A 26,336-nucleotide genomic window follows, 5' to 3' on the forward strand; every position below is an offset into this window, starting at 1 on the left:
GTCAAAATTACTCTTCACGGGCCGTAACCTCGGGGCTTGAAGGGGGGCCGCCATACTCGGGCTTGAGCCGGCCATCGTCGGCCAGCAGCCAGGCATCCATCACCTGGCGTACCACGGGGGCCGCGACGCCGGAGCCGGACTCGCCGTTCTCGACCATTACGGCCACCACGATTTTCGGGTCTTCCGCCGGAGCAAAGCCGACAAACAAGGCGTGGTCGCGGTGGCGCTCCTGCACCTTGGAACGGTCATACTTTTCGCCCTGCTTGATCGCGACCACCTGGGCCGTACCACTCTTGCCGGCAATGCGGTACTGCGCGCCGATTGCCGCCTTGCGTGCGGTACCACGAGCACCGTGCATCACCTGCTGCATGCCGTGGTTGACCTTGGCCCAGTCGGACGGGTCACGCAGCACGATGTCCGGAATCGGATTGTCGTCCACCGGTTTTTCGCCTTCGATGGTCCGAGCCAGGTGCGGTCGGTTCCACACGCCTTTGTTCGCCACCAGCGCCGTGGCCTGGGCCAGTTGCAGCGGTGTGGCCTGCATATAGCCCTGGCCGATACCCAGGATCAGGGTTTCGCCGGGGAACCACGCCTGGCGGCGGGTCGCACGCTTCCACTCCCGCGACGGCATCAGGCCGGGGGACTCTTCGAACATGTCCAGGGAGACTTTCTGACCGAGGCCGAACTTACCCATGTAGGCAGACAGCCGATCAATCCCCAGCTTGTGGGCCAGGTCGTAAAAATAGGTGTCGTTGGAGCGCATGATTGCGGTATCCAGGTCGACATAGCCGTCACCGGAGCGGTTCCAGTTACGGTACTTGTGGTCGTAGTTGGGCAGCATGTAATAGCCTGGGTCGTACACCCGGCTTGAAGCCGTGACCACGCCAGCATCCAGGCCGGCAATCGCTACCGCCGGCTTGATGGTCGAGCCCGGCGGGTACAGGCCGCGCAACACACGGTTGAACAGTGGCCGGTCGATGGAATCACGCAGCTCGGCGTAGGCCTTGAAGCTGATACCGGTCACGAACGGGTTGGGGTCGAAGCTGGGCTGGCTGACCATCGCCAGCACTTCGCCGGTTTTCGGGTCCAGCGCCACTACGGCACCCCGCCGACCGCCCAGGGCCATTTCGGCAGCTTCCTGCAACTTGATGTCCAGGCTCAGGACAATGTCCTTGCCCGGCACCGGATCGGTGCGCTTGAGCACGCGCAATACGCGGCCACGCGCATTGGTCTCGACTTCTTCGTTACCCACCTGGCCATGCAGCTCAGCCTCATAGAAGCGCTCGATGCCGGTTTTGCCAATATGGTGGGTGCCGCTGTAGTTGATCGGATCGAGGGTTTTCAGCTCTTTCTCGTTGATCCGCCCCATGTAGCCAACCGAGTGGGCAAAGTGCGGCCCTTGCGGGTAATGCCGCACCAACTGCGCCACCACTTCCACACCCGGCAGGCGGAACTGGTTCACCGCAATGCGGGCGATCTGCTCTTCGGTCAGCTCGAACAGAATCGGCACCGGCTCGAACGGCCGGCGCCCCTGCCGCATGCGTTTCTCGAAGACCACCCGGTCTTCCGGCGTCAGTTGCAGCACCTCGACGATGACATCGAGCACCTGCTTCCAGTCGCCGGAACGCTCACGGGTCATGCTCAGGCTGAAGCTGGGCCGGTTATCGGCAACCACTACGCCATTGCGGTCGAAGATCAGCCCACGGGTCGGGGGAATCGGCTGCACATGCACCCGGTTGTTTTCCGACAGCGTGGAGTGATAGTCGTACTGGATCACCTGGAGGAAATACAGCCGCGCAATCAGCACGCACATCAGCACCACCACCAAAACAGCACCGAACACCACCCGCGCGCGTACCAGACGTGCGTCTTTCTCGTGGTCCTTGATGCGGATCGGCTGGGTCATCGGGGGCGGCGCAGACTATTTGTGGTAAGGGTGCCCGGACAGAACTGTCCAGGCGCGATACAGCTGTTCACCGATCAGAATCCTTACCAACGGGTGCGGCAACGTCAGCGCCGACAGCGACCAGCGCTGATCGGCCCGCGCACAGACTTCCGGCGCCAGCCCTTCGGGGCCGCCGACCATGAAATTGACCGTGCGCGAATCCAGGCGCCAGCGATCCAGTTCCACCGCCAGTTGCTCGGTGCTCCAGGGCTTGCCGTGCACTTCAAGGGTGACGATGCGCTCATTGGGGCCGACCTTGGCCAGCATGGCTTCGCCTTCCTGACGGATAAAGCGCGCCACGTCGGCGTTCTTGCCCCGGGTATTGAGCGGTATTTCCACCAGCTCAAGCGACAGCTCAGCGGGCAGACGCTTGGCATATTCGTGCCAGCCTTCTTCCACCCACTTGGGCATGCGTGAACCAACAGCGATCAGACGCAGGCGCACAGCCGTTCCTTATTCCTGGTCTTTGTTGAGCTTGTCGAAGTGCGCGTGGCCTACTTCCGGGCTGTGGTGCTTGCCATCGGCAGCACGGCTCTGCTCGGCGCCTTTCCACAGACGCTCCAGGTCGTAGAACTGGCGAGCGTTGGAGGTCATCATGTGAACGATCACATCGTCCATGTCCAACAGCACCCAGTCGCTGTCGCCCTTGCCTTCTTCACCCAGTGGCTTGACGCCCTGGGCTTTGACGGCTTCGCGAACCTTGTCCAGCATCGCGCCGATCTGGCGGTTGGAGGTACCGGTGGCGATGATCATGAAGTCGGTGATGCTCTGCTTGTCGCGCACGTCCAGCACCTGGATGTCCTGGGCTTTAACGTCTTCCAGGGCAGCCACGGCGACTTTCACCAGCTCTTCGCCAGCCAGTTCCGGGCCAACGTGGGCTTCAACCGGCAGCGGCGCGCTTTTGAAGGTGCCTTTGCGCTTAACTTTGCTTACGTCTTTGTTCGTCATATAAAACTCGTTTTGCTCGTATGTTCGGGCGCTTGCTGCACGGTTCGTGCGTTCAAGCGCGCCTTTTCAGTTCGACGCACGGTAAAGCCCGTGCGCATCGATGTAGGCCAGGACCGCGTCAGGCACCAGGAAACGTACCGACTTCCCGCTGGCCAGCAGTTGACGGATCTGGGTGGCGGACACCGCAAGCGGGGTCTGCCAGACGAATGCAATATTCCCGTTCGGCCCGGTCAGGGCCAAGGGGTCACTTACCGACCGCGCGGCCAGTAGGTTGCGCAAGGCATCCGGCGGTTCGCTGTCGGCATCCGGGCGTTGCAAAACCAGGATGTGGCAATGCTGGAGGAGTTCCTCCCAGCGGTGCCAAGAGGGCAGGCCGCAAAATGCGTCCCAGCCCAAAAGCAGAAACAGTGGGTCATCTGCGGCCAATTCGGCGCGCATCAGCTCCAGGGTGTCGATAGTGTAGGACGGTTTATCGCGCTTGAGTTCGCGATCGTCCACCACCAGCGGCGATATACCTTCTACGGCAACACGCACCATTTCCAGGCGTTGCTCGGCGGCCACCTGCGGCGTGTCGCGATGGGGCGGCCGGAAATTGGGCAGCAGGCGCAGCTCATCCAGCGCAAGGGCATCCGCAACTTCCAGGGCACTGCGCAAATGGCCGATGTGCACGGGGTCGAAAGTACCGCCGAGCAGCCCGATGCGTTTAGTCATCAAGTGCGCACATGACCGTCGCCAAACACCACGTACTTCTCACTGGTCAGCCCTTCGAGGCCCACCGGGCCGCGTGCGTGGAGCTTGTCAGTGGAAATACCGATCTCCGCCCCAAGGCCATACTCGAAGCCGTCGGCAAAACGCGTCGAGGCGTTGACCATCACCGAAGCGGAATCCACTTCGTTGAGGAAACGCCGGGCATCGCTGAAATGCTCGGAAACGATGGCGTCGGTGTGCTTGGAGCCATAGGTATTGATGTGTTCGATGGCCTGGTCCAGATCGTCGACGATGCGGATCGACAGGATCGGGGCCGTGTACTCGGTGTACCAGTCCTGCTCGGTCGCCTCGATGACGTCCGCGCCCAGCAACGCCCGGGTGCGCTCGCAACCACGCAGTTCTACCGACTTGTCACGGTAGATGGCAGCCAGCGGCGGCAGCACGCGCTCGGCAATGCCGGCGTGCACCAGCAGGGTTTCCATGGTGTTGCACGGCGCGTAGCGGTGGGTCTTGGCGTTGTCGGCGATGCGAATCGCCTTGTCGAGGTCGGCGGCGATGTCGATGAACACATGGCAGACGCCGTCCAGGTGCTTGATAACGGGCACCTTGGCATCGCGGCTGACGCGCTCGATCAGGCTCTTGCCACCTCGCGGTACGATCACGTCGACGAATTCCGGCATGGTGATCAGCGCGCCCACGGCGGCACGGTCGGTGGTTTCCACCACTTGCACCACTTCGGCCGGTAACTCGGCCACGGCCAGGCCCTGCTGGATGCAGCCGGCGATGGCGCGGTTGGAATTGATCGCCTCGGAGCCGCCACGCAGGATGGTGGCGTTGCCCGACTTCAGGCACAGGCTCGCGGCGTCGATGGTCACGTTCGGGCGCGACTCATAGATGATGCCGATCACGCCCAGGGGCACGCGCATCTTGCCTACCTGAATGCCGGACGGCAGGTAACGCATGTCGCGAATTTCACCGATGGGGTCAGGCAGCTTGGCTACCTGACGCAAGCCTTCGATCATGTCGTCGATACGCGCCGGGGTCAGCGCCAGGCGGTCCAGCAGGGCTGGCTCCAGGCCATTAGCGCGCCCATTGGCCAGGTCCAGCTCGTTGGCGGCAGTCAGCTCGGAGCGCGAAGCATCCAGAGCATCGGCAGCCGCCAGCAGCGCACGGTTCTTCTGCGCAGTGCTCGCACGGGCGATCAACCGCGAGGCCTGCCGGGCAGCGCGACCCAGGCGGGTCATGTAGTCAAGAACGGACTCAGTCATGGTCAGGGAGTCTTGGCAAAGAGGAAAGCGGCAGATTATAGCTGTGACGCCGCCCGACTGACAGCGGTGAGGGGCGGATGGTCGAAATGAACTGTAAAAACCCCAGGTTCAGGCGTAATTAAGGTGAGAGTTGTTATGATTCGGTCACATTTAGCCGTATCAACCCTTGACCGCCATGCCCGACTTTTCGCCCCAACTCCCCGCCAGCCCCCTGCCCGATAGCTTCTTCGACCGCGACGCGCAACTGCTTGCGCGCCAATTACTCGGAAAAGTCATTCGCCATCGAGTGGGCGATCTCTGGCTTTCGGCGCGAATTATTGAAACCGAAGCCTATTACGTGGCCGAAAAAGGCAGCCACGCCTCACTCGGCTACACAGAAAAGCGTAAGGCTTTGTTTCTGGATGGTGGCCATATCTACATGTACTACGCCCGTGGCGGTGATTCGCTGAACTTCAGCGCCCACGGCCCGGGCAATGCCGTGCTGATCAAATCGGCCTATCCCTGGGTCGATGACATTTCCGGCGCGGCGAGCCTGGCGCAGATGCTGTTGAACAACCCCAACCCCGACGGCAGCCCACGCCCCTCGCAAAAGCTGTGTGCGGGCCAGACGCTGCTGTGCAAGGCACTGGGCCTGAAAGTGCCGATGTGGGATGCCAAGCGCTTCGACCAGGAACTGCTGTACGTCGAAGACGTGGGCCAGGTGCCCACGCAGATTATCCAGACCACGCGCCTGGGCATCCCCAGCGGGCGCGATGAGCACTTGATGTACCGCTTCGTCGATGCTGGCTATGCGCCTTATTGCACGCGGAACCCGCTGCGTCGGGGGCAGGTCGAAGGCCGGGATTATTTTTTGATTTGATGATATCCGCAACACAGCGGCTCCAATGTGGGAGCGGGCTTGCTCGCGAATGAGGTGTGTCAGTGTAGGAATCTGTATCTGACACACCGCATTCGCGAGCAAGCCCGCTCCCACAATTGGATCTTCAGTGTTTTTGAATATGTATGCATGGAGTGGATTGTATGGGCCAATGGCTCGATAGCATCACCGGCTGGTTGACCCTCAACCCACAATGGCTGGCAGCGGCGGTGTTTATCGTCGCGTGCGTGGAGTGCCTGGCGATTGCCGGGCTGATCGTGCCAGGCACGGTGTTGCTGTTTGCAATCGCCGCGCTGGCCGGCAGCGGCGCGCTGTCGTTGAGTGAAACCCTGCTGCTGGGCTTCCTCGGCGGCTTGTTGGGCGACGGCGTTTCCTATTACCTGGGCCGCCATTTCCATCAGAACATCCGGCGCCTGCCCGGCCTGCGCCAGCATCCTGAATGGATGAACGGCGCAGAAACCTACTTCCACAAGTACGGGATTGCCAGCCTGTTGGTCGGGCGTTTCATCGGGCCATTGCGTCCCATGCTGCCCATGGTCGCGGGTATGTGCGACATGCCCTTCCCGCGCTTCGCCGCCGTGAGCATCATTGCCGCAGCGGGCTGGACCGTGGCCTATCTGCTGCCGGGCTGGGCCGCCGGCGCCGCGTTCCGCCTGCCGTTGCCGGAAGGTTTCTGGCCGGAAGCGGCGATTATCGCGGCGTGCCTCGCGGTGCTGCTGGGGCTGAGTTTGAACAGCAGTTGGCGTGGGCATCGGCGCGCCACCTTGTGGATCGGTTGCGCCAGCCTGGTGTTGTTGATCGCGCTGTTTATCGGCTACCCCCATCTCAATGACTTCGACCAGGGCCTGAGTGCACTGGTGCAGGAACATCGCAGCCCGTGGCTGGACGAAGTGATGGTGCGGGTCACCCAACTGGGCGAGTTCAAGAAGATGTTTTTCGCCAGCGCCGTGTTCACTGGCCTGTTGCTGTTGGCGCGGCAATGGCGCCATGCCGTGTTTGTCGGCGCCACCCTCGCCGGCGCGGCAGTGATCAACACCGGCACCAAGCTGTTCTTTGCCCGTGGCCGCCCGGAAATCCTCACCGACCCGCTGACCAGCTTCAGCATGCCCAGCGGTCATGCCTCCGGTGCCTTTGCCTTCTTCCTGGCGCTCGCGGTATTGGCCGGTCGCGGCCAACCCACGCGGCTGCGCCTGACCTGGATGCTGCTGGGCTGCATTCCCGCGGCGTTCATTGCCTTGTCGCGGGTGTACCTGGGGGCTCATTGGCCCACGGACATCCTGGCCGGCACCTTGCTGGCGATGACCGTGTGTGCGTTCAGCCTGACGGCCATCCAGTACCGCAGCCCATTACCAGCCATGTCGCAAAAAGCCTGGTGGCTGGTGCTGCCCGCCGTGGTGGCTGTGCTCGGTTTTATCGCCTTTACCGGCACGCCCCACGCCCTGCTCAGGTACGCCTACTGACCCTTGGCCGGGCCGATCCAGTCCACGGAGGCGCTGCGCCGTTCAACGCAACGTTCGCGGCGCTCCAGCAGCATCTCATCGGCCACTTCGGCGGCGCGCTCGGCGATGTACTCCGCGCCCCGCGAGGCTTGCTGCTGGAGTAAATGCGTGGTCACGCTGACGAAATAAGCGTCCCACGCGACTTGTTCCGAGGGTGTCAGCCGAATCATGGTTATCTCCGATCATTGTTGTGTGATCGGAAAATAGTGCAGGCGACGCAGTGGAGACGACCGAGCAAAGTCTGAAAGCTCTGTCAGGCAAATCCGAACCTCAGGTGAACAGTTCGCCCTGCAGTTCATCGAGCAACATTTGGATCGCATCCAAGCGTTGCTGTGGGTCGTCCAGTTGCAGCAAGTCGATCTTGTCGGCCTCGGTAAACGGCAGCAGATAGGCCAACCGGTTGCCCAGGGCTTGCTGGCCTTCGACGTCACCGCCCATGTCCAGCGAAGCCACCATCGGGTGCTCGGCCAGGGCCTCAAGCAACGCCAGCAAGTCGGCGTCTTCTTCGCCCAGTGGCGGGTCCGGCAACTCTTGCAACCATTGCACGTCGGCCACCAGCAATTGGTCTTTCTGTACGTCGCTCTCATGCACGCGGAAACGACGCCCCCCTTCGACGCGAATGCCCAGCAGGCCGTTGTCCTGCTGTTTGAAGTCACGAATCAGCGCTTCACAGCCGACAAGCGCATAACCGTCAGGGGCCATGCCCACCTCTGAGCCATCCAGGATGCACACCACACCAAAGCCTTCGCCCTTTTTCATGCAACGGCCGATCATGTCCAGGTAGCGCGCCTCGAATATCTGCAAGTCGAGGGTGCAACCCGGGAACAGCACAGTGTTGAGGGGGAATAGCGCCAGACTCATAACGGTTTCCTTAAAACCTGGGTTAAACAATGACCGACACCGCCAACGGCAGGAACACCGCCGTGGCCACGCCCATCAAACTCATGGCCAGCGCCGCGAAGGCGCCGCATTCTTCGCTTTCCTGCAAGGCCACCGAGGTGCCGACGGCGTGGGCGGTCATGCCCAAAGCCATGCCGCGCGCTTCGGGGCTGCGTACACCCAGGCGCGTCAAGAGCGCTGGGCCGATCATCGCGCCGACCACCCCAGTGATCAACACAAACACCGCTGCCAAGGCCGCCACGCCGCCGATCTGCTCGGCCACCAGCATGGCAATCGGCGAGGTCACCGACTTGGGCGCCATGGTCATCAGCACTCTGTGTTCGGCACCAAACCACCACCCCAACGCCACACAAAGGCCGGTGGCCAACACCCCGCCTACCACCAGCGTAGTAAAAATCGGCCAGAACAATTGGCGAATCCGTCGCAGGTTCAGATAAAGCGGCACCGCCAGGGCCACGGTCGCAGGCCCCAGCAGGATGCCCATGATCTCGGTGCTCTTACGGTATTCGGCGTAGCTCAGGCCGCAGGTGAGCAGCACGCCAATCACCAGCAACATCGACACCAGCACCGGCTGCAGGAAGATCCAGCGGGTTTTCTCGAACCCCGCCAGCACCAATTGATAAGCGCCCAGGGTGATACCGATACCGAACAGCGGGTGATGAATGACCGCCGTCCAGGCGCCCTGCCAGTCGAGGATCATTGGTCCTTCTCCTTGCGCTTGACCATCTGCTGCATCAGCACACCGACAAAGCCCATGGCGATCACCAGCGACAACACCAACGCCCCGACGATGGCCCAGAAATCCGCCACGATGTCCTTGGCGTACACCATCACCCCCACGGCCGGCGGCACCAGCAGCAGTGGCAGGTAACGCAACAGGCTGCCGGCCGCCAGGCTCAGGGGCTCGCCGACTTCACCGCGCCAGACCAGAAAGCCCAGCATCAGCAACAAGCCGATGATCGGCCCCGGCAACACCGGCACCAGCAAATGATTGATCGCGGTGCCGATCAATTGAAACAGCACCAGCCAGGTCAGGCCACGTAACAGCATCCCGCTCTCTCCCCCTCAACGCTCGCGTGCATTATAAGCATGCCCGCCCTATGCTCCGGCATTCGCCAAAAGCATCTTGGGTTGACCGGGCTGATTGCCCATGATGATCTACATTGGTTCTCTGTCACCGATAAAAACGCCCGTTACCGATGGGCAAAAATGATGAACCAAGGAGAGACGCAATGCCCTATGTACCCGTAGCGCAGCTCAAAGATTACGTCGGCAAGGAACTGGGACGTTCCGAATGGCTCACCATCGACCAGGCGCGTATCAACCTGTTCGCAGAAGCCACCGGCGATCATCAGTTCATCCACGTCGACCCGGTCAAGGCGGCGCAAACCCCGTTCGGCAGCACCATCGCCCACGGGTTTCTGTCGCTGTCGCTGATGCCCAAGCTGATGGAAGACATCCTGATCATGCCCGAAGGCTTGAAGATGGCCGTCAACTACGGCCTGGACAGCGTGCGCTTTATCCAGCCGGTGAAAGTGAATTCCAAGGTGCGCCTGAACGTCACCCTCACTGACGTCACCGAGAAGAAGCCCGGCCAATGGCTGTTCAAGGCCACCGCCACCCTGGAAATCGAAGGCCAGGAGAAGCCGGCTTACATTGCCGAGTCGCTGTCACTGTGCTTCGTATAACCACCACACCCCCACTGTAGGAGCGAGCTTGCTCGCGAAGGTCGTCATCGATAACGCGTGCTGGCTGAACAAATGCGGCGCCTGTGAGTTTTTCGCGGGCAAGCCCGCTCCTACAGGTGATGGATCCTGCGCATAGACCACTAGGTTCGGCACCTCGGCTACGGCATACTCGGCGCTCAATTATCCGGATCCCGCTATGCGCCCACTCGCTCCCCTTGCCCTTGCCCTGTTGCTCACCGCTTGCGGAGACGGCGAATCGCTGTTGCCGCCCGATGCGCGCCTGCCCGATGGCGGCCGCTACCGTGGCGATGTGGTCAACGGTTTGCTGCAAGGCCAAGGCCGCGTGGACTACCCCAATGGCAGCTGGTACGCCGGCCAGTTCGACAAAGGCCAGTGGCACGGCCAGGGCGAATGGCATGGCAGCAATGGCGAAGTCTATAAAGGCGAATTCAAGCAGGGCCTGTTTGACGGCCAGGGCAGCCTGACCACTTCGGGCAGCAGCTACGTGGGCGGCTTCAAGAACGGTCGACGCAACGGCGAAGGCACCCTCAAAGAGGGGCAAATGACCTATCGCGGCGAATTCCAGGACGACCAGTACTCAGGCCTGGGCCGCCTGGAACTGGCCGACGGCAGCCAGTACCAGGGCCAGTTCGCCCACGGCAAGCCCAATGGCGAAGGCCAGCGCAATGACGACAGCGGCAACCAGTTCAGCGGCCGCTTTGTCGATGGCCAACTGGAAGGCAATGGCACTTTTAATAGCGCCGAAGGCGATATCTATGTCGGCCAGTTCAAGCAGAACCAGCTCAACGGCAAAGGCCGCTACGAGAACGCCGACGGCGATGTGTGGATCGGCCAGTTCAAGGAAGGCGCGCTGACCGGCAAAGGCGAATTGATCGGCGTCGATGGCAGCCACTACGTCGGCCAGTTCAGTGACTGGCGCTTTACCGGCGAAGGGCGTCTGAACCTCACCGATGGCAGTTTCTATATCGGTGGCTTCGACAGCGACAACTATCAAGGCCGTGGCACCCTGGTGCTCACCGACGGCACCGTGCAGTCCGGCACCTGGGTCAACGGCCTGCGCGTGCGCGACGCCGAGGGCACGCTGCTGCCCGACCCACTGGAGACCGGCATACTGGCCCAAGGCCGCTTGCTCGATGACGCCCTGGCAGCCGTGCCCGCGTCCACCCCGGCCGTGGAGTTGTACACCCTGGTACTGGCCGGTGACGGCAAACAAAGCGTGTTCCTGCGCGAAGCCGATTACGTCAGCAACCTGCTCGCTACCCGCTTCGGCGCGCGCGGGCAAGTGCGCTTGGTCAACCACCGCGACCATATCGCCGACCGCCCCCTGGCCACCCGCGAAAGCCTGCGCCGCTCCGTGCAAACCCTGGCCGAACGGACCGGGCCCGAAGACCTGGTGTTCATTTACATGACCAGCCATGGCACCCATGAGCATGAACTGGTGCTCGACCAACCGCGCATGGAACTGGCCGACCTGCCCGCCGATGAACTGGCCGCCGTGCTCGCACCGCTGAAAAACCGTGACAAGGTCATCGTGATCTCCGCCTGTTACTCAGGCGGTTTCATACCGGCGCTCAAAGATGAGCGCACCCTGATCATGACCGCCTCCCGCGCGGACCGCGTGTCGTTCGGCTGCTCGGAAGAAGCAGACTTCACCTACTTCGGTGATGCCCTTTTCGCACAAGCCTTCAACCAAACGGATGATTTGCAACACGCCTTCAAACTGGCACAACTGCACGTGGCCGAACGCGAACAGGCGGACAACTTCGAAGCCTCCGAACCGCAGATCTGGGCGCCTAAAGGCGTGATCGCTCATTGGCAATTATTACGTAAACAGCAGGCACGAAAGGCGCTCGAAAGCGTCTCAATGAATAGCAAGGAAGCCAAAGGCAACTAAGCTGTAACGTGTAACAAGGGGGAAACACCATGTACCTGACACCGCAGCATATCTTGCTGGCCGGGGCTTCCGGCCTCACGGGCGAACACCTGCTCGACCGCCTGCTCAACGAACCCACCGTGACCCGCGTGCTGGCACCCAGCCGCAAACCATTGGCTGAACATCCACGCCTGGAAAACCCGGTGGGCGACCCGGCGGTGTTCCTGCCGCAACTGAGCGGCCGCGTGGATATCGCCTTCTGCTGCCTGGGCACCACGATCAAAAAAGCCGGCTCGGAAGCGGCGTTCCGTGCGGTCGACCTGGACATGGTAGTGGTCTTCGCCAAGCGCGCACGGGAACTGGGCGCGCGGCACCTGATCGTGATCAGTGCGATTGGCGCCGACCCGAAATCCTCGGTGTTCTACAACCGGGTCAAGGGGGAAATGGAACTGGCGCTACAAGCGCAAGACTGGCCGCAGTTGACCATCGTACGTCCGTCGCTGCTGCTGGGCGAACGACTGGAACCGCGCCTGGCCGAGCAGTTGGCCGGGCCTTTGTCACGGCTTATTCCGGGCAAGTACCACGGTATTGAAGTCTGCGAACTGGCCCGCGCCATGTGGCGCCTGGCGCTGGAAGAACAGGATGGCGTGCGGGTGGTGGAATCGGACGAGTTGCGCAAGCTCGGCAAGTAATGATGCTGGGCTGGTACTGGCCTCATCGCAGCATCGGTATCTAAATAACGCAGTAGCGCTCAACGCTAACCACGATGCGAAGCGAGCCGCTCTTGCTCTTGATCTGCTTGTGATCTTGATCTCAGGCGCCCCGTTAAACCACGCTGGCCGAACGCAGGCTTGAATTCGTGGGCAACCCGGCAGGACGCCGGGTTAGCCGCCCCGCGCCATGGATGGCGCGTGGCGGCGGCCCACGGATTCAAGCCTGCGTTCGGGCACACCGAGCCTAGGCGAGGTGCCGAGTGGTGGGGCGAGGACCTTTTGGTTACTTTTGGGTCCTTCCAAAAGTGACCCGCTGTCAGAGCGGAACCCTAGGTGGCCGTTACCGCAGCAATGGATATGTACACAATCCAGCTGTGTTGACTGCCAGGCCGCCTTCGCGAGCAAGCCCGCTCCCACATTTGGATCGCGGGGCGTCAGGTAGATATGCGCTGGCCGCCGGGGCCGGCCCAGGCAGCCACTGCCTTACAGCCCGCCCGTGGCGTTGAAGCCAACCCCCAGCACCGTCAACACCGACAGTGGCAACAACAAGGTATCGAGCAACGCACTGGCCGGCAGGTCGAGATGGGGATAGCTCGGGGCCTCGGCCCCAAAGCGGTCCTTGGCGCAACAGCCACCATTGATCGCGTACAGATCCAGCCGCGTGCCGGCATACACCACCGGTGCGCCCGGTTGCGCCGCATCCAGCGTGCGCGCCGTGGCGCAGCCGGTAAGTTGCAGCGCCATCAACAGCAGCAGCGCTTTATTCATCGCCGCCCAGATGGTGCTCACCCCAACGCGGCAGCATGTCCTGGGGAATGTTCAACAGGTTGAGAATGCGCGCCACCACAAAGTCCACCAGGTCATCGATGGTCTGCGGCTGGTGATAGAAGCCAGGCGACGCCGGCAAAATGGTCACGCCCATGTTCGACAACTTGAGCATGTGCTCCAGGTGAATGCTCGAATACGGTGCTTCGCGCGGTACCAGGATCAATTGGCGGCGCTCCTTCAAGGTCACGTCCGCCGCCCGTTCGATCAGGTTGTTGCAGGCACCCGTGGCAATCGCCGACAAGGTACCGGTGGAACACGGCACCACCACCATGGCCGCCGGCGCACCGGAGCCCGAAGCTACCGGCGACATCCAGTCTTCTTTGCCGTAGACCTTGATCTGTCCCGCCGCCGCACCGGTGTACTCGGTGAGGAACGCCTGCATCATCTGCACTTTGGAAGGCAGCGCGACATCAGTCTCGGTCGCCAGCACCAACTGCGCCGCCTTGGAGATCAGAAAATGCACTTCACGGTCTTCACGCACCAGGCAATCGAGCAGGCGCAGGCCGTAAGGCGCACCGGATGCGCCGGTCATCGCCAGGGTAATGCGCTCCGGCCCGCTCATTTCAGCGCCTCGGCCAGCTTGCCGTGCAGGCCGCCGAAGCCGCCGTTGCTCATGACCACCACGTGGGTGCCGGGCTGGGCCAAGGACTTCACCTGCTCAATGATGCCTTCCAGCGAATCGCAAACCTTCGAAGGTATGGTGCACAGCGCAGCAATGCCCGGCAAATCCCAGCCGAGGTTGGCTGGCGCATACCACACCACCTGGTCGGCATCGTTGACGCTTTCAGGCAGGCCATCACGGTGCGCGCCGAGCTTCATGGAGTTGGAACGCGGTTCGACGATCGCGATGATCTGCGCATCGCCGACGCGCTTGCGCAGGCCATCGAGGGTGGTGGCAATTGCGGTTGGGTGGTGGGCAAAGTCGTCGTAAATGGTAATCCCATTCACGTCGGCGACTTTCTCCATGCGCCGCTTCACACTCTTGAATGCGCTCAAGGCGGCGATGCCCATGGCCGGCACCACGCCGACATGCCGGGCGGCGGCCAGGCTCACCAAGGCGTTGGCCACGTTGTGTTGGCCGGTCATGCCCCAGTCGACGACACCTTGGGCCTGGCCCTCGAACAGCACTTCAAACCGCGAGCCGTCGTCGCTGAGCAACCTGGCCTGCCACTGTCCGCCCGCGCCGGTGGTTTGCACCGGGGTCCAGCAGCCCATGTCGATCACACGCTGCAACGCAGGCTCGGTAGTGGGATGAATGACCAGGCCTTCGCTGGGAATGGTGCGCACCAAGTGGTGGAACTGCCGCTCAATCGCCGGCAGATCGGGGAAGATATCTGCGTGATCGAACTCAAGGTTATTCAGGATCGCCGTGCGCGGGCGGTAGTGGACGAACTTGGAGCGCTTGTCGAAAAAGGCGCTGTCGTACTCATCGGCCTCGATCACAAAAAACGGTGTCTCACCCAGGCGCGCCGACACCGAGAAGTTTTGCGGCACACCGCCAATCAGGAAGCCCGGGCTCATGCCCGCATGCTCCAGCACCCAGGCCAGCATGCTGCTGGTGGTGGTCTTGCCGTGGGTACCCGCCACTGCCAGGACCCAACGGCCTTGCAGCACGTGGTCGGCCAGCCACTGGGGGCCGGAGACGTAAGGCAAGCCTTTGTTCAGTACGTATTCCACCGCCGGGTTGCCGCGCGACATAGCGTTGCCGATGACGACCAGGTCCGGCACCGGGTCGAATTGCGAAGGGTCGTAGCCTTGCGTCAGCTCAATCCCTTGCGCCTGTAGCTGCGTGCTCATGGGTGGATAAACATTGGCATCGGAGCCTGTTACGTGATGGCCCAGCTCTTTGGCCAGAACCGCCATCGAACCCATGAACGTACCGCAGATACCCAGAATATGAATGTGCATAGTCGACCTCGTAAACATCGAGGCAGGTTAGCGTAGGGTGGGAAAGTTCGCACGCATTAGCTGAGGGCGAAACGCCCGCCGGTAGGATCCGGCGGGCAAAAGCGATGACTTAAACCGTGGTGCCCGCGTTGTTAAGCTCAGCGCCTTTCAAGGTCATGATTCGGTCAGCAGTTTTTTTCAAGGCATGGTACCGACGCTCGATCACGCCTAAGCGGCCACCGATACCAGGGGACGTTTGCGACTCGGTGTGAGGTTTGAAAATCAGCTCGTTGTCCTCGGCAATTTGTTTCATATGGGTTTCTGAAACGTCCAGTAACTGCTCAAGGTTACTCATGCGTGCCCCGCGCTCCTTGGGCCAGGCGTCGTCCATGACAAGCCGGTCTCCGGTGTTTCCCGCCAGCGTGATGATGAGATTGGCAAACTCCAGCAGCACCTTTTCTACGCGATCCAGATGGCGTGTGGCCCCAGGCGCAGGCTCATCGGGTGTGGATGGCGTAACGACTGGCGGCGCTGGCTTCTGACCGGCCTGCACACCGCCAGGCAAATGCGGTGGCGGAGGCGGCACCGGCGACGGTACGTATTGGCCCTTGATCGCTTCCCCCGCAGCCACGGACCCGGCATAGGCGCCCACATTGATCGGCGCGCTGACCATGCCATTGATGCCTGCGTTGATGAACGCGTCCTTGACCATCTTGCCGGTAGAGGGCGATGTAGAAATAACGCCCGCCTTGACCAGCCTGTCGGCATCCAACAGCCGCTGAGTGACATCGGCCACACTGACCTTGGGCGATTCCGCCGGTTTTACAGGGGGGGTGCCACCGAGAGGGGGCGTCTGAGGCCCCTTGGTCAGCGCGTCCTTGAGCCTACTGGCCGTCGACTGGCCTGAACTGCCCGCGGTCACACTGGTGCCAGAGGTGTCGTGGGTTGTCGTCGGTTTTTTCCCTCCCGTCGCGGTTTGGGGCCGGGTAGGCGTGGGACTGACCGGGGCCGGCGGTACCCTGGGCGACGGCGGGGGAGACACGGGCGGTGTGGGCCTGGACCCTCCCCCGAACCGCCGCCCGAAGATTCCACGCTTGACGCGCACCTTCGGCGTTTGATCTGCCTCCGGCTCAGACAACTGCGTGCCAGGCTCAGGCTCAAGGGGGTGCATCGGTTCGCCCCAGCCCGCCATCAAGGGCTGCGGTGCAGGCGCGGGCGTAACATCAAGTTGAACAGGGAGTTGTGGCACAGGAGTCGTTATTGGACTTGTAATATTCATGTGTTGTCACCCTAGAAGTTTCAAACAACGGTGTTTAAGGGCAAGCGATGCTCTGCCCTTACTCCATCAGTGCTTAAAACAACACGCCACGTTCCGGGACGACGTGGGTGTGTAGAGCGATAAAAAACCTTAAATCACGTGGGACAAAAAACGAATAGTCCGCAATAACTGAGTTATTCCGACAACTGTCGCGCCCCTAATGCATAACCTCCCGTGAAATCCCATGTTTGCGTAACTTGCGGTACAGCGTATTGCGACTGACGCCCAACTGTTCAGCCACATGGCTCATATGCCAGCGCTGCTGCGCCAACGCATCGAGTAATGCCTGGCGCTCGGCGCTCTCCAGCGGCGAGGCGCACGGCGCATCCACCCTCTCCCCTTGGGGCCGCGCCTGTCGAATCAGCGCCGGCAAGTCTTCAAGACCGACTCGCCCGCCCTCACAGAGCGCCACCACCGTGCGCAACACCGTACGCATCTGCCGCAGGTTGCCGGGCCAGGGGAATGCCAACAGGGCCTGGCGCGCCGACTCGTCGAGCCTCACCTGCTCGGTGCCCGCCTCTTGGGCCAGGAGGAAGTCCAACAGTTGCGACTTGTCAGTGCGTTCGCGCAACGGCGGCAGGGCCACTTCCAAGCCGTTCAAGCGGTAATACAGGTCTTCGCGAAAGCTGCCATCGGCCACACGCTCCAGCAAATTGCGGTGCGTGGCGCTGATGATGCGCACGTTCACGGCTTGGGGTTCACCACCGATAGGCACCACCAGGCGGTCTTCCAGCACCCTTAACAGGCGGGTTTGCAGCGCCAGGGGCATGTCGCCGATTTCGTCGAGAAACAGCGTACCGCCATCGGCCTGTTGCAGCTTGCCGCGCATACCTTCTTTAAGGGCGCCGGTAAAACTGCCGGCGCGATAGCCAAACAATTCGCTCTCGATCAGGTTTTCTGGAATCGCCGCACAGTTCAGCGCGACAAAGGCCTTGTCGCCCCGCAGGCTAGTCTGGTGCACGGCCTTGGCGAAGGCTTCTTTACCACAGCCGGTTTCACCGTTGATCAGCAAGGGCACGTCGCGCTCGAACACTCGCGAGGCCTTGCGCAGCTCATTTTGCAACGCCGGGTCGCCCAGGCAAATACCCAAAGGCCGTGGCGCCTGCGGCTTGATGATAGGGGCCGGCACACTGCGTGGCTGGCCTCGCAGCGCTGCAAACAGAGGCCGACCCTCGCGGGTGCGCAGCGGCCAACTGGCCGTGGCGTTCGCGCTGGCGCGCCCCAGCAACTGGTCCAGGGAACAGTCGAAAAACGCTTCCACCGGCTGGCCCACCAAACCGCCGCGCAACTGCCCCAACAGGTTCAGGGCGCTCTGGTTGACCGCACAAATGCGCCCTTCGCCATCGAACGCCAGCAAGCCCTCGCTGAACAACCCGACCGACTCGGCCTGCAGGTGAAAACGCAACAGCCAGTGATGTTCGAAGTGGCGCAGGAAATAGCAACTTTCGATCATCTTGGCCGACAGGTTCACCAGCGCCATGGTGTGGAACTGGCTCTGGCGCGACACGGCTTCGCGGGCCGAGGACACATCCAGTACCGCCAGCAATTCACCGTGAGGGTCGAACACCGGGCTGGCCGAACAGGTCAGCCCGGTATGGCGGCCGCGAAAGTGTTCGTCACGGTGGATCGTCAACGACTGCCGTTCCACCAGGCAGGTGCCGATACCGTTGGTGCCTTCGCAGGCTTCGCTCCAGTCGGCGCCCAGCCATAAGCCGGCACGCTCGAAGATCTTGCGCTCCGACGGCGCGGTGACACAGTTGAGGATCACCCCGCGCGCATCGGTGAGCAGCACCGCGTGACCAGCGCCGGAGAGTTGCTGGTGCAGGCTGTTCATTTCGCTGCCGGCGATGTGCAGCACTTGGCGCAGGCGCTCGCGACTTTCCAGCAGGCGCCCGTGTTCGAGCACAGTGGGCGCGATGGTCAGCGCCGGGTCGAGGTGGTAGTCCTCCACGCAGCGCAGCCAGGAGCGGGCGATGGACGGGTCGCTGCCAGGCCCCTGGGAAAGCTCTTGGCCCCGGGTGACGGTCAAGACTTGCTGGGCATGGCGACTGAAATGATCGTTATGCATGTTCTTATTATTCTCCCTGCGTGAGAACGCCCAGCATCCCCCAGCCATCCGGCCATTGCAATCCCGGCCCGACCCACCGGTCACAGGCTGTACCGTTTGTGGCACAAACTGTCACCTGGCCTGTATCGCCCCTGTCACGGCAACGCCTTGCAACAAAGCCCAACCCCTTGATTTTGCGGGCCCGCACAGCAGTGGCCCAACCTTTGCTCTACGCTTTATAACGCGCTTGCCGCGCTGTACTCCAATAAACATAAAAGCAGGAGATGCCCACCATGCGTTATGCACACCCCGGTACTGAAGGCGCCATCGTTTCGTTCAAGGCCAAGTACGGCAACTACATCGGCGGCGAGTTCGTGGCGCCGGTCGATGGCAACTACTTCTCCAACACCTCGCCGGTCAACGGCAAGCCGATTGCCGACTTCCCGCGCTCCACCGCCAAAGACATCGACAAGGCGCTGGACGCCGCCCACGCCGCCGCCGATGCCTGGGGCAAAACCTCGGCCCAGGACCGCTCGCTGGTGCTGCTGAAAATCGCCGACCGCATCGAGCAAAACCTCGAACTGCTGGCCATCACCGAAACCTGGGACAACGGCAAGGCCGTGCGTGAAACCCTCAACGCCGACATCCCCCTGGCCGCCGACCACTTCCGCTACTTCGCCGGCTGCATCCGCGCCCAGGAAGGCAGCAGCGCGGAAATCAACGAACTCACCGCCGCCTACCACTTCCACGAGCCGCTGGGCGTGGTCGGCCAGATCATCCCCTGGAACTTCCCGCTGCTGATGGCCGCGTGGAAACTCGCGCCAGCCCTGGCCGCCGGTAACTGCGTGGTGCTCAAGCCCGCCGAGCAAACGCCGCTGGGCATCAGCGTGCTGATGGAACTGATCGGCGACCTGCTGCCGCCAGGCGTGCTGAACGTGGTGCACGGTTTCGGCAAGGAAGCCGGCGAAGCCCTCGCCACCAGCAAGCGCATTGCCAAGATCGCCTTTACCGGCTCAACGCCTGTGGGCTCGCACATCATGCATGCGGCGGCCGAGAACATCATTCCGTCCACGGTTGAGTTGGGCGGCAAGTCGCCGAACATCTTCTTCGCCGACATCATGAAAGCCGAACCACAATTTATCGAAAAAGCCGCCGAAGGCCTGGTGCTGGCGTTCTTCAACCAGGGCGAAGTGTGCACCTGCCCTTCCCGTGCTCTGGTGGAAGAGTCGATCTACGAAGACTTCATGAAAGTGGTGATGAAAAAGGTCGAGTCGATCAAGCGTGGCGACCCGCTGGACACCGACACCATGGTGGGCGCCCAGGCGTCCGAGCAGCAGTTCGACAAGATCCTGTCCTACCTGGAAATCGCCAAGGGCGAAGGCGCGCAATTGCTCACAGGCGGCAAGGTCGAGAAGCTCACGGGCGACCTGGCCACCGGTTATTACATCCAGCCGACCCTGCTCAAGGGCACCAACGACATGCGTGTGTTCCAGGAAGAAATCTTCGGCCCGGTGGTGAGCATCACCACCTTCAAGGACGAAGCCGAAGCCCTGGCGATTGCCAACGACACCGAGTTCGGCCTGGGCGCTGGCCTGTGGACCCGCGACATCAACCGCGCCTACCGCATGGGCCGGGCGATCAAGGCCGGCCGTGTATGGACCAACTGCTACCACCTGTACCCGGCGCATGCCGCGTTTGGCGGTTACAAGAAGTCTGGCGTAGGCCGTGAAACCCACAAGATGATGTTGGATCACTACCAGCAGACCAAGAACTTGCTGGTGAGCTACGACATTAATCCGCTGGGCTTTTTCTAACCCCACCAAGGCAACAACCGTCACTGTAGGAGCGAGCTTGCTCGCGAAGAACATTAACGATAACGCGAGCAGCCTGACTCCCCGAGGCGCTCGCAAGTTTTTCGCGAGCAAGCTCGCTCCTACATTAGCGGCGTGCATCAGCCAAATAAGGGGTAGCAGGCAAGCCAGCTCCCACATTTGATATCACACGCAATTGCTACCTCGTTCGGCACACAGATGCCGAGTCAAAAACAATAAGAATGGAAGGTACTTCCCATGCCTAGCGAACCCACTGGTTCTTCTGTCGACTTTGAAAAAGTCGGCACCGATTATTTTCAACAACGCGAACTGAAAAAAGGCGCCGCCGGCTGGGTATTACTGGTTGGCCTGGGCGTCGCCTATGTCATCTCCGGCGATTACGCCGGCTGGAACTTTGGCCTGGCCCAGGGCGGCTGGGGCGGCATGTTCCTCGCCACTTTGCTGATGGCCACCATGTACCTGTGCATGTGCTTTTCCCTGGCCGAATTGTCTTCCATGATTCCCACTGCTGGCGGTGGCTACGGTTTTGCCCGCAGCGCCTTCGGCCCCTGGGGCGGATTCCTCACCGGCACTGCCATCCTTATCGAATATGCCATCGCGCCCGCCGCCATTGCGGTGTTTATCGGCGCCTATTGCGAGTCGTTGTTCGGCATTGGCGGCTGGATGATCTACCTGGCGTTCTACATCATCTTTATCGGCATTCACATTTTTGGTGTGGGTGAAGCCTTGAAGTTGATGTTCGTGATCACCGCCGTCGCCGCGATTGCCTTGGGCGTGTTCCTGGTGTCGATGGTGCCGCACTTCAACGTCGCCAACCTGCTGGATATTCCGGTGACCGAGGCCAAGGGCGCCAGCAGTTTCCTGCCGTTCGGCTACGTCGGCGTGTGGGCCGCGATCCCTTATGCCATCTGGTTTTTCCTGGCGGTGGAAGGCGTGCCGCTGGCCGCTGAAGAAACCAAAAACCCCAAGCGCGACCTGCCGCGTGGGCTGATTGGCGCGATTGTGGTGCTGACCAGTTTTGCCTTGTTGATTCTGGTGATCGCGCCGGGCGGTGCGGGGACTTACGCGCTGATCAAATCCGGCAACCCGCTGGTTGAAGCCTTGGCGTTGTCCTACGGCGGTTCCACCTGGATGGGCAGCTTCGTCAACCTGGTCGGGCTGGCGGGATTGATCGCGAGCTTTTTCTCGATTATCTACGCCTATTCGCGGCAGATCTTTGCGTTGTCCCGTGCCGGTTACCTGCCGCGCAAATTGTCCGAGACCAACAAAAGCAAGGCGCCAGTACTGGCACTGGTGATCCCCGGGATTATCGGCTTTGGCCTGTCGCTGACCGGCCAGGGTGACTTGCTGATTCTGGTGGCGGTGTTTGGCGCCACGATTTCCTACGTATTGATGATGGCCGCCCACATCACCCTGCGCATCCGTCGCCCTAAAATGGAGCGGCCATACCGCACGCCCGGCGGCATCTTCACCTCGGGTGTGGCGCTGGTGCTGGCTTGCGTAGCCGTGGTGGCGGGCTTTTTGGTAGACCCACGCGTGGTGATTGGCGCGGCGATCATCTATGGAGTATTAATTGCTTACTTTGCTTTCTACAGCCGGCATCACTTGGTAGCAGGCACGCCGGAAGAGGAATTCGCGGCGATCCAGGCCGCAGAGGCCGCCCTGCACTAACTGCCGAAAACCTCGACGCGGCGCCTTGCCCACAGCAGGCCCGCGTCATCAAGGAGACACTGTATGGCAAGCTTTTCCCACGCGGTGGGTGCTCAAACCTACCGCTTCGACAGCCTCAAGGACGTGATGGCCAAGGCCAGCCCCGCACGCTCCGGGGACTTCCTCGCCGGTGTCGCCGCGCAGAATGACGGTGAGCGTGTGGCGGCGCAGATGGCGCTGGCAAATATCCCGCTCAAGCACTTCCTGCAAGAAGCACTGATTCCTTATGAAAGCGATGAAGTCACCCGGCTGATCATCGACACCCACGATAAACAGGCGTTTGCAGCGGTCAGCCACCTCACTGTCGGCGGCCTGCGCGACTGGCTGCTCAGCGATGCGGCCGATGAACATACCCTACGCGCCTTGGCGCCAGGGCTGACACCGGAAATGGCCGCGGCGGTGTCCAAGATCATGCGCGTGCAAGACCTGGTGCTGGTGGCGCAGAAGATCCGCGTAGTCACCCAGTTCCGCGGCACCCTGGGCCTGCGCGGGCGCTTGTCCACACGCTTGCAGCCCAACCACCCCACCGATGAACCGGCCGGCATCGCCGCGAGCATTCTCGACGGCCTGCTGTACGGCAACGGCGACGCCATGATCGGCATCAACCCGGCCACCGACAGCATCGCCTCGATCTGCGCCATGCTGGAAATGCTCGACGCGATTATCCAACGCTACGAAATCCCCACCCAGGCCTGCGTGCTGACCCACGTCACCACCTCCATCGAAGCGATCAACCGCGGCGTCCCCCTGGACCTGGTGTTTCAGTCGATTGCCGGCACCGAAGCGGCCAATGCCAGTTTCGGGATCAACCTGAACGTGCTGCAGGAAGGTTATGACGCGGGCTTGAGCCTCAAGCGCGGCACCCTGGGCCAGAACCTGATGTACTTCGAAACCGGCCAGGGCAGCGCCTTGTCGGCCAATGCGCACTTTGGCGTCGACCAGCAAACCTGTGAAACCCGAGCCTACGCCGTGGCCCGGCACTTCAAGCCGTTTCTGGTGAACACCGTGGTCGGCTTTATCGGGCCGGAGTACCTGTACAACGGCAAGCAGATTATCCGCGCGGGCCTGGAAGACCACTTCTGCGGCAAGCTGCTCGGCGTGCCCATGGGGTGCGACATCTGCTACACCAACCACGCCGAAGCCGACCAGGACGACATGGACACCCTGCTGACCCTGCTCGGCGTGGCGGGCATCAACTTCATCATGGGCATCCCCGGCTCCGACGACATCATGCTCAACTACCAGACCACCTCGTTTCACGACGCCCTGTACGCCCGGCAAACATTGGGTTTAAAACCGGCGCCAGAGTTCGAGCAGTGGCTGGCGAAAATGGGCATCTTTACGCAGGCTGATGGCAAGGTGCGCTTTGGTAACAGCCTGCCACCGGCCTTTCGCCACGCCTTGGCGCAATTGGGATGAAGGAGCCGACTGTGCAACCAGAATTGCCTGACAACCCGTGGCTGGAACTGCGCCGCCTGACCCCGGCGCGTATTGCCCTGGGCCGCACCGGTACCAGCATTCCCACTAGCGCCCAACTGGACTTCCAGTTTGCCCACGCCCAGGCGCGGGACGCGGTGCATTTGCCCTTCGATCACGCTGGGCTAAGTGGACAATTGGCCGAACGTGGCCGAGACAGCCTGTTGGTGCACAGCGCCGCCACAGACCGACATATGTACTTGCAACGCCCGGACCTGGGGCGACGCCTGAGTGATGAGTCGGCGCAAACGCTGCGCGACTACGCTTCGGCCCAGCCTGGAGGTGTGGACTTGGCCATCGTGGTGGCCGATGGCTTGTCGGCACTGGCCGTGCATAAACATACAGCGCCGTTTCTGGCGCGCCTGGAAGAACAGACTCACGCCGAAGGCTGGTCGTTGTCACCGGTGATTTTGGTGGAGCAAGGCCGTGTGGCGGTGGCCGATGAAATCGGGCAGCTACTGGGCGCCAAGATGGTGGTGATCCTGATCGGCGAACGCCCAGGGCTCAGCTCGCCGGACAGCCTGGGCCTGTATTTCACCTACAACCCCAAGGTCGGCCTCACCGATGCCTATCGCAACTGCATCTCCAATGTGCGGCTGGAAGGCTTGAGTTATGGCATGGCGGCCCATCGCCTGCTGTACTTGATGCGAGAGGCGTGTCGCCGGCAGTTGTCGGGGGTCAATCTCAAGGATGAGGCGCAGGTTCAGACCCTCGAATCCGACGACCCGGACCTGATGAAGGGCAATTTCCTGCTCAGCCCGGCGGATGACCGATAGCGGTACGATTGCGCTTTTTGGCGTCATTAGGCAGCATCGAGTCACGGCCGCTCGTGTGGTCATACCCCATTTGGAAGTTGAGGCCTGGCATGCGGATTACTCAAGCGACCCTGGAACACCTGGACCTGTTGACCCCGTTGTTCGTCAAATACCGCGAGTTCTATGGGGCCTTGCCGTTCCCGGACTCGTCACGGGCCTTTTTGGAAAAGCGCCTGCGGCGCAAGGAGTCGGTGATCTACCTGGCCCTGGCCGACGATGACGACAAGCGGCTGCTGGGGTTTTGCCAGCTGTATCCGAGTTTTTCTTCGCTGTCGCTCAAGCGGGTGTGGATCCTCAACGACATCTATGTGGCCGAAGATGCGCGTCGGCAACTGGTGGCCGACAACCTGATGCGCACGGCCAAGAAAATGGCCAAGGACACCCACGCGGTGCGGTTGCGGGTATCGACCAGCAGCGATAACGACGTGGCGCAGAAGACCTATGAGTCGATTGGGTTTCGCGAAGACACCGAATTCAAAAACTACGTGTTGCCGATCAACGAAGACTGAAAACCGGTAAGCCAAACACCGCCATTTCCTTGTGGGAGCTGGCTTGCCTGCGATGGCGGAGGGTCAGCCATACTGTATCGGCTATCGCAGCATAGGTATCTACCTGACCCTGTGGCGAGGGAGCTTGCTCCCGTGACGGCCTGACATCCGACGCTTATCTACCTGACGCGACGCAGTCCAAATGTGGGAGCTGGCTTGCCTGCGAAGACGGCCTGACAGCCAACACAGTTGGATTGTGTACATATCCATAGCCGCGGTAACGGCCACCTAGGGTTCCGCCCTGACGGCGGCTCACTTTCGAAAAGCGCGAAAGTAAGCAAAGCGCTCTTGCCCCACCACTCGGCACCTCGCCCAGGCTCGGTGTGCCCGTAATTCGCCAGTGATTTGGGGGGCCGCCGCCACGCGCCATCCATGGCGCGAGGCGGCTAAACCGGCATCCCTGCCGGTTTACCCCCCAAATCCCTGTCGAATTACGGCCAGCGTGGTTTAACGGGGCGCCTGAGATCAAAAGCAGATCAAGATCAAGAGCGACTCGCTTCGCATCGTGGTTACCTTTGGCGCTACAGTGTGGCGTTAATACCTATGGCCATCGCAGGCAAGCCAGCTCCCACACTTGATCCGGCGACTCAGGCGAAGCCCAACCCCTTCACAATTTCGCGACACTCCCCGCTACAAAAGCCACACGCTTTTCACCTCTCAATCCGTATAATGCCGACCTTTCAGGGTTGTAAGAACCGCGACAATTACTTGTAGCCTTATTGCCTGAGCTTCCGCACAAGCCCGCTGAGCCGGGCTATTCACACAGGTGCCATCCATGGATTTCAACCCGCTCGACCTTATCCTGCATCTCGACGTTTACCTCGACATGCTGGTAACCAATTACGGTCCGTGGATCTACGCCATTCTGTTCCTGGTGATTTTTTGCGAAACCGGCCTGGTGGTCATGCCCTTCCTGCCGGGCGACTCCTTGCTGTTTATCGCCGGTGCCGTAGCGGCCGGCGGCGGTATGGACCCAGTCTTGCTGGCCGGCCTGCTGATGCTGGCGGCCATCCTCGGCGACAGCACCAACTATGTGATCGGACGAACGGCGGGCGAGCGGTTGTTCAGCAACCCGAACTCGAAAATCTTCCGCCGCGACTACCTGCAAAAAACCCACGACTTCTACGACAAGCACGGCGGCAAAACCGTGACCCTGGCGCGCTTCCTGCCGATCCTGCGCACCTTCGCGCCGTTCGTCGCGGGCGTGGCCAAGATGCCGTATCCGCGCTTCTTCGGCTTCAGCGTACTGGGCACCATCCTGTGGGTCGGCGGCCTGGTGACCTTGGGTTACTTCTTCGGCAACGTGCCTTTTATCAAGAAGAACCTGTCGCTGCTGGTGGTGTTCATCATCCTGCTGTCCCTGGTGCCGATGATTATTGGCGTGGTGCGCAGCCGCTTTGGCCGCACTTCTTCCGAAGCCAACCCGCACTGACTG

At 61.6% G+C, this 26,336-nt stretch carries 26 protein-coding genes; 12 read left to right on the top strand and 14 right to left on the bottom strand.

Features of this window, described 5'->3' with window-relative positions; all coding sequences use genetic code 11:
• Positions 1–7: 7 nt before the first annotated feature.
• The 5 genes from mrdA to ACWHXD_RS27605 form a co-directional block, all read right to left on the bottom strand.
• Positions 8–1,906 carry a penicillin-binding protein 2 gene (mrdA, locus tag ACWHXD_RS27585; protein ID WP_003194477.1) on the bottom strand — a complete coding sequence of 633 codons (1,899 nt, stop codon included), beginning with the start codon at positions 1,904–1,906 and terminating at the stop codon, positions 8–10.
• A gap of 15 nt (positions 1,907–1,921) precedes the next feature.
• Positions 1,922–2,389: a 23S rRNA (pseudouridine(1915)-N(3))-methyltransferase RlmH gene (rlmH, locus tag ACWHXD_RS27590; RefSeq protein ID WP_003176297.1), complete on the bottom strand. Its 468-nt coding sequence runs from the start codon at positions 2,387–2,389 to the stop codon at positions 1,922–1,924.
• Between the two features lie 9 nt (positions 2,390–2,398).
• Positions 2,399–2,893, bottom strand: coding sequence for a ribosome silencing factor (gene rsfS / locus ACWHXD_RS27595; protein WP_003176298.1), 495 nt, complete (start codon positions 2,891–2,893; stop codon positions 2,399–2,401).
• 66 nt (positions 2,894–2,959) lie between these two features.
• Positions 2,960–3,604 carry a nicotinate-nucleotide adenylyltransferase gene (gene nadD, locus ACWHXD_RS27600; RefSeq protein WP_003194480.1) on the bottom strand — a complete coding sequence of 215 codons (645 nt, stop codon included), beginning with the start codon at positions 3,602–3,604 and terminating at the stop codon, positions 2,960–2,962.
• Positions 3,604–4,869 carry a glutamate-5-semialdehyde dehydrogenase gene (locus tag ACWHXD_RS27605; RefSeq protein WP_138761860.1) on the bottom strand — a complete coding sequence of 422 codons (1,266 nt, stop codon included), beginning with the start codon at positions 4,867–4,869 and terminating at the stop codon, positions 3,604–3,606. Before ACWHXD_RS27605 ends, nadD begins: the two co-directional genes overlap by 1 nt.
• Positions 4,870–5,044: 175 nt before the next feature.
• On the opposite strand from ACWHXD_RS27605, the gene ACWHXD_RS27610 reads away from it, so the two are divergent.
• Both ACWHXD_RS27610 and ACWHXD_RS27615 read left to right on the top strand, forming a co-directional pair.
• On the top strand, positions 5,045–5,728 hold the full coding sequence (locus ACWHXD_RS27610) for a DNA-3-methyladenine glycosylase (protein ID WP_098950274.1): 684 nt from the start codon (positions 5,045–5,047) through the stop codon (positions 5,726–5,728).
• Positions 5,729–5,889: 161 nt separating this feature from the next.
• The gene (locus ACWHXD_RS27615; protein WP_047711862.1) at positions 5,890–7,206 is read left to right on the top strand and encodes a bifunctional DedA family/phosphatase PAP2 family protein; all 1,317 of its coding nucleotides are present in this window, start codon (positions 5,890–5,892) and stop codon (positions 7,204–7,206) included.
• On the opposite strand, the gene ACWHXD_RS27620 is transcribed toward ACWHXD_RS27615, so the two are convergent.
• The 4 genes from ACWHXD_RS27620 to ACWHXD_RS27635 all read right to left on the bottom strand — a co-directional run bounded on the left by ACWHXD_RS27620 (position 7,200) and on the right by ACWHXD_RS27635 (position 9,195).
• Complete coding sequence (locus tag ACWHXD_RS27620) at positions 7,200–7,415, bottom strand: hypothetical protein (RefSeq protein WP_138761859.1); 216 nt, start codon at positions 7,413–7,415, stop codon at positions 7,200–7,202. The two genes, ACWHXD_RS27615 and ACWHXD_RS27620, sit on opposite strands and share 7 nt — an antisense overlap.
• Positions 7,416–7,515: 100 nt before the next feature.
• Entirely contained in the window at positions 7,516–8,106 is a 591-nt protein-coding gene (locus tag ACWHXD_RS27625) for an LON peptidase substrate-binding domain-containing protein (RefSeq protein WP_138761858.1), read from the bottom strand.
• Between the two features lie 22 nt (positions 8,107–8,128).
• The gene (locus ACWHXD_RS27630) at positions 8,129–8,845 is read right to left on the bottom strand and encodes an LrgB family protein (protein WP_032895141.1); all 717 of its coding nucleotides are present in this window, start codon (positions 8,843–8,845) and stop codon (positions 8,129–8,131) included.
• On the bottom strand, positions 8,842–9,195 hold the full coding sequence (locus tag ACWHXD_RS27635) for a CidA/LrgA family protein (RefSeq protein WP_003194494.1): 354 nt from the start codon (positions 9,193–9,195) through the stop codon (positions 8,842–8,844). Before ACWHXD_RS27635 ends, ACWHXD_RS27630 begins: the two co-directional genes overlap by 4 nt.
• Positions 9,196–9,377: 182 nt before the next feature.
• Here ACWHXD_RS27635 and ACWHXD_RS27640 point away from each other — a divergent pair, with 182 nt between their 5' ends.
• The 3 genes from ACWHXD_RS27640 to ACWHXD_RS27650 all read left to right on the top strand — a co-directional run bounded on the left by ACWHXD_RS27640 (position 9,378) and on the right by ACWHXD_RS27650 (position 12,419).
• The gene (locus ACWHXD_RS27640; protein WP_003194496.1) at positions 9,378–9,833 is read left to right on the top strand and encodes a MaoC family dehydratase; all 456 of its coding nucleotides are present in this window, start codon (positions 9,378–9,380) and stop codon (positions 9,831–9,833) included.
• 196 nt (positions 9,834–10,029) lie between these two features.
• Positions 10,030–11,748 carry a C13 family peptidase gene (locus ACWHXD_RS27645; protein ID WP_032895140.1) on the top strand — a complete coding sequence of 573 codons (1,719 nt, stop codon included), beginning with the start codon at positions 10,030–10,032 and terminating at the stop codon, positions 11,746–11,748.
• Between the two features lie 29 nt (positions 11,749–11,777).
• On the top strand, positions 11,778–12,419 hold the full coding sequence (locus ACWHXD_RS27650) for an oxidoreductase (RefSeq protein ID WP_138761857.1): 642 nt from the start codon (positions 11,778–11,780) through the stop codon (positions 12,417–12,419).
• A gap of 504 nt (positions 12,420–12,923) precedes the next feature.
• Here the strand turns inward: ACWHXD_RS27650 and ACWHXD_RS27655 are convergent.
• From ACWHXD_RS27655 to ACWHXD_RS27670, 4 genes are all read right to left on the bottom strand, one after another.
• A complete protein-coding gene (locus ACWHXD_RS27655) occupies positions 12,924–13,208 on the bottom strand; it encodes a YceK/YidQ family lipoprotein (protein WP_003194502.1) in 285 nt (94 codons plus the stop codon).
• Positions 13,201–13,830: a flavin prenyltransferase UbiX gene (ubiX, locus tag ACWHXD_RS27660; protein ID WP_032895136.1), complete on the bottom strand. Its 630-nt coding sequence runs from the start codon at positions 13,828–13,830 to the stop codon at positions 13,201–13,203. The genes ACWHXD_RS27655 and ubiX overlap by 8 nt, the downstream gene beginning before the upstream one ends.
• Positions 13,827–15,176: a UDP-N-acetylmuramate:L-alanyl-gamma-D-glutamyl-meso-diaminopimelate ligase gene (mpl, locus tag ACWHXD_RS27665; RefSeq protein WP_138761855.1), complete on the bottom strand. Its 1,350-nt coding sequence runs from the start codon at positions 15,174–15,176 to the stop codon at positions 13,827–13,829. The genes ubiX and mpl overlap by 4 nt, the downstream gene beginning before the upstream one ends.
• 109 nt (positions 15,177–15,285) lie before the next feature.
• Positions 15,286–16,077: a hypothetical protein gene (locus ACWHXD_RS27670; protein WP_238344542.1), complete on the bottom strand. Its 792-nt coding sequence runs from the start codon at positions 16,075–16,077 to the stop codon at positions 15,286–15,288.
• Positions 16,078–16,090: 13 nt separating this feature from the next.
• Here ACWHXD_RS27670 and ACWHXD_RS27675 point away from each other — a divergent pair, with 13 nt between their 5' ends.
• Positions 16,091–16,273 carry a hypothetical protein gene (locus ACWHXD_RS27675; RefSeq protein ID WP_138183518.1) on the top strand — a complete coding sequence of 61 codons (183 nt, stop codon included), beginning with the start codon at positions 16,091–16,093 and terminating at the stop codon, positions 16,271–16,273.
• Between the two features lie 357 nt (positions 16,274–16,630).
• Here the strand turns inward: ACWHXD_RS27675 and ACWHXD_RS27680 are convergent, their stop codons facing one another.
• Positions 16,631–18,541, bottom strand: a complete 1,911-nt coding sequence (locus ACWHXD_RS27680; protein WP_098950270.1) for a sigma-54-dependent Fis family transcriptional regulator — start codon at positions 18,539–18,541, stop codon at positions 16,631–16,633.
• A gap of 272 nt (positions 18,542–18,813) precedes the next feature.
• On the opposite strand from ACWHXD_RS27680, the gene exaC reads away from it, so the two are divergent.
• The 6 genes from exaC (at position 18,814) to ACWHXD_RS27710 (ending at position 26,333) form a co-directional block, all read left to right on the top strand.
• Positions 18,814–20,334: an acetaldehyde dehydrogenase ExaC gene (gene exaC / locus ACWHXD_RS27685; RefSeq protein WP_138761853.1), complete on the top strand. Its 1,521-nt coding sequence runs from the start codon at positions 18,814–18,816 to the stop codon at positions 20,332–20,334.
• A gap of 255 nt (positions 20,335–20,589) precedes the next feature.
• The gene (gene eat, locus ACWHXD_RS27690) at positions 20,590–22,023 is read left to right on the top strand and encodes an ethanolamine permease (RefSeq protein ID WP_003194515.1); all 1,434 of its coding nucleotides are present in this window, start codon (positions 20,590–20,592) and stop codon (positions 22,021–22,023) included.
• A 63-nt stretch (positions 22,024–22,086) separates the two neighbouring features.
• Positions 22,087–23,481 (top strand): ethanolamine ammonia-lyase subunit EutB, encoded by a 1,395-nt coding sequence (locus ACWHXD_RS27695; protein WP_138761852.1) that lies wholly within the window; start codon positions 22,087–22,089, stop codon positions 23,479–23,481.
• Entirely contained in the window at positions 23,478–24,314 is an 837-nt protein-coding gene (gene eutC / locus ACWHXD_RS27700; RefSeq protein WP_032895129.1) for an ethanolamine ammonia-lyase subunit EutC, read from the top strand. Before ACWHXD_RS27695 ends, eutC begins: the two co-directional genes overlap by 4 nt.
• A gap of 89 nt (positions 24,315–24,403) precedes the next feature.
• Entirely contained in the window at positions 24,404–24,862 is a 459-nt protein-coding gene (locus tag ACWHXD_RS27705; protein ID WP_014720105.1) for a GNAT family N-acetyltransferase, read from the top strand.
• Positions 24,863–25,676: 814 nt separating this feature from the next.
• Positions 25,677–26,333 (top strand): DedA family protein, encoded by a 657-nt coding sequence (locus ACWHXD_RS27710; RefSeq protein WP_003194521.1) that lies wholly within the window; start codon positions 25,677–25,679, stop codon positions 26,331–26,333.
• The last annotated feature ends 3 nt before the right edge of the window (positions 26,334–26,336 follow it).

The sequence above is a fragment of the Pseudomonas fjordensis genome (genome assembly GCF_976987115.1).

What these genes read in the sequence shown, in the direction of transcription:
- ACWHXD_RS27610 (WP_098950274.1), top strand. Translation starts at nt 5,045, where the DNA reads ATGCCCGACTTTTCGCCCCAACTCCCCGCCAGCCCCCTGCCCGATAGC.
- nadD (WP_003194480.1), bottom strand. Translation starts at nt 3,604, where the DNA reads ATGACTAAACGCATCGGGCTGCTCGGCGGTACTTTCGACCCCGTGCAC.
- mpl (WP_138761855.1), bottom strand. Translation starts at nt 15,176, where the DNA reads ATGCACATTCATATTCTGGGTATCTGCGGTACGTTCATGGGTTCGATG.
- ACWHXD_RS27620 (WP_138761859.1), bottom strand. Translation starts at nt 7,415, where the DNA reads ATGATTCGGCTGACACCCTCGGAACAAGTCGCGTGGGACGCTTATTTC.
- ACWHXD_RS27635 (WP_003194494.1), bottom strand. Translation starts at nt 9,195, where the DNA reads ATGCTGTTACGTGGCCTGACCTGGCTGGTGCTGTTTCAATTGATCGGC.
- ACWHXD_RS27655 (WP_003194502.1), bottom strand. Translation starts at nt 13,208, where the DNA reads ATGAATAAAGCGCTGCTGCTGTTGATGGCGCTGCAACTTACCGGCTGC.
- exaC (WP_138761853.1), top strand. Translation starts at nt 18,814, where the DNA reads ATGCGTTATGCACACCCCGGTACTGAAGGCGCCATCGTTTCGTTCAAG.
- mrdA (WP_003194477.1), bottom strand. Translation starts at nt 1,906, where the DNA reads ATGACCCAGCCGATCCGCATCAAGGACCACGAGAAAGACGCACGTCTG.
- ACWHXD_RS27605 (WP_138761860.1), bottom strand. Translation starts at nt 4,869, where the DNA reads ATGACTGAGTCCGTTCTTGACTACATGACCCGCCTGGGTCGCGCTGCC.
- ACWHXD_RS27625 (WP_138761858.1), bottom strand. Translation starts at nt 8,106, where the DNA reads ATGAGTCTGGCGCTATTCCCCCTCAACACTGTGCTGTTCCCGGGTTGC.
- ACWHXD_RS27710 (WP_003194521.1), top strand. Translation starts at nt 25,677, where the DNA reads ATGGATTTCAACCCGCTCGACCTTATCCTGCATCTCGACGTTTACCTC.
- ACWHXD_RS27680 (WP_098950270.1), bottom strand. Translation starts at nt 18,541, where the DNA reads ATGCATAACGATCATTTCAGTCGCCATGCCCAGCAAGTCTTGACCGTC.
- ACWHXD_RS27645 (WP_032895140.1), top strand. Translation starts at nt 10,030, where the DNA reads ATGCGCCCACTCGCTCCCCTTGCCCTTGCCCTGTTGCTCACCGCTTGC.
- rsfS (WP_003176298.1), bottom strand. Translation starts at nt 2,893, where the DNA reads ATGACGAACAAAGACGTAAGCAAAGTTAAGCGCAAAGGCACCTTCAAA.
- eat (WP_003194515.1), top strand. Translation starts at nt 20,590, where the DNA reads ATGCCTAGCGAACCCACTGGTTCTTCTGTCGACTTTGAAAAAGTCGGC.
- eutC (WP_032895129.1), top strand. Translation starts at nt 23,478, where the DNA reads ATGAAGGAGCCGACTGTGCAACCAGAATTGCCTGACAACCCGTGGCTG.
- ACWHXD_RS27695 (WP_138761852.1), top strand. Translation starts at nt 22,087, where the DNA reads ATGGCAAGCTTTTCCCACGCGGTGGGTGCTCAAACCTACCGCTTCGAC.
- ACWHXD_RS27650 (WP_138761857.1), top strand. Translation starts at nt 11,778, where the DNA reads ATGTACCTGACACCGCAGCATATCTTGCTGGCCGGGGCTTCCGGCCTC.
- ubiX (WP_032895136.1), bottom strand. Translation starts at nt 13,830, where the DNA reads ATGAGCGGGCCGGAGCGCATTACCCTGGCGATGACCGGCGCATCCGGT.
- ACWHXD_RS27640 (WP_003194496.1), top strand. Translation starts at nt 9,378, where the DNA reads ATGCCCTATGTACCCGTAGCGCAGCTCAAAGATTACGTCGGCAAGGAA.
- ACWHXD_RS27630 (WP_032895141.1), bottom strand. Translation starts at nt 8,845, where the DNA reads ATGATCCTCGACTGGCAGGGCGCCTGGACGGCGGTCATTCATCACCCG.
- ACWHXD_RS27615 (WP_047711862.1), top strand. Translation starts at nt 5,890, where the DNA reads ATGGGCCAATGGCTCGATAGCATCACCGGCTGGTTGACCCTCAACCCA.
- ACWHXD_RS27705 (WP_014720105.1), top strand. Translation starts at nt 24,404, where the DNA reads ATGCGGATTACTCAAGCGACCCTGGAACACCTGGACCTGTTGACCCCG.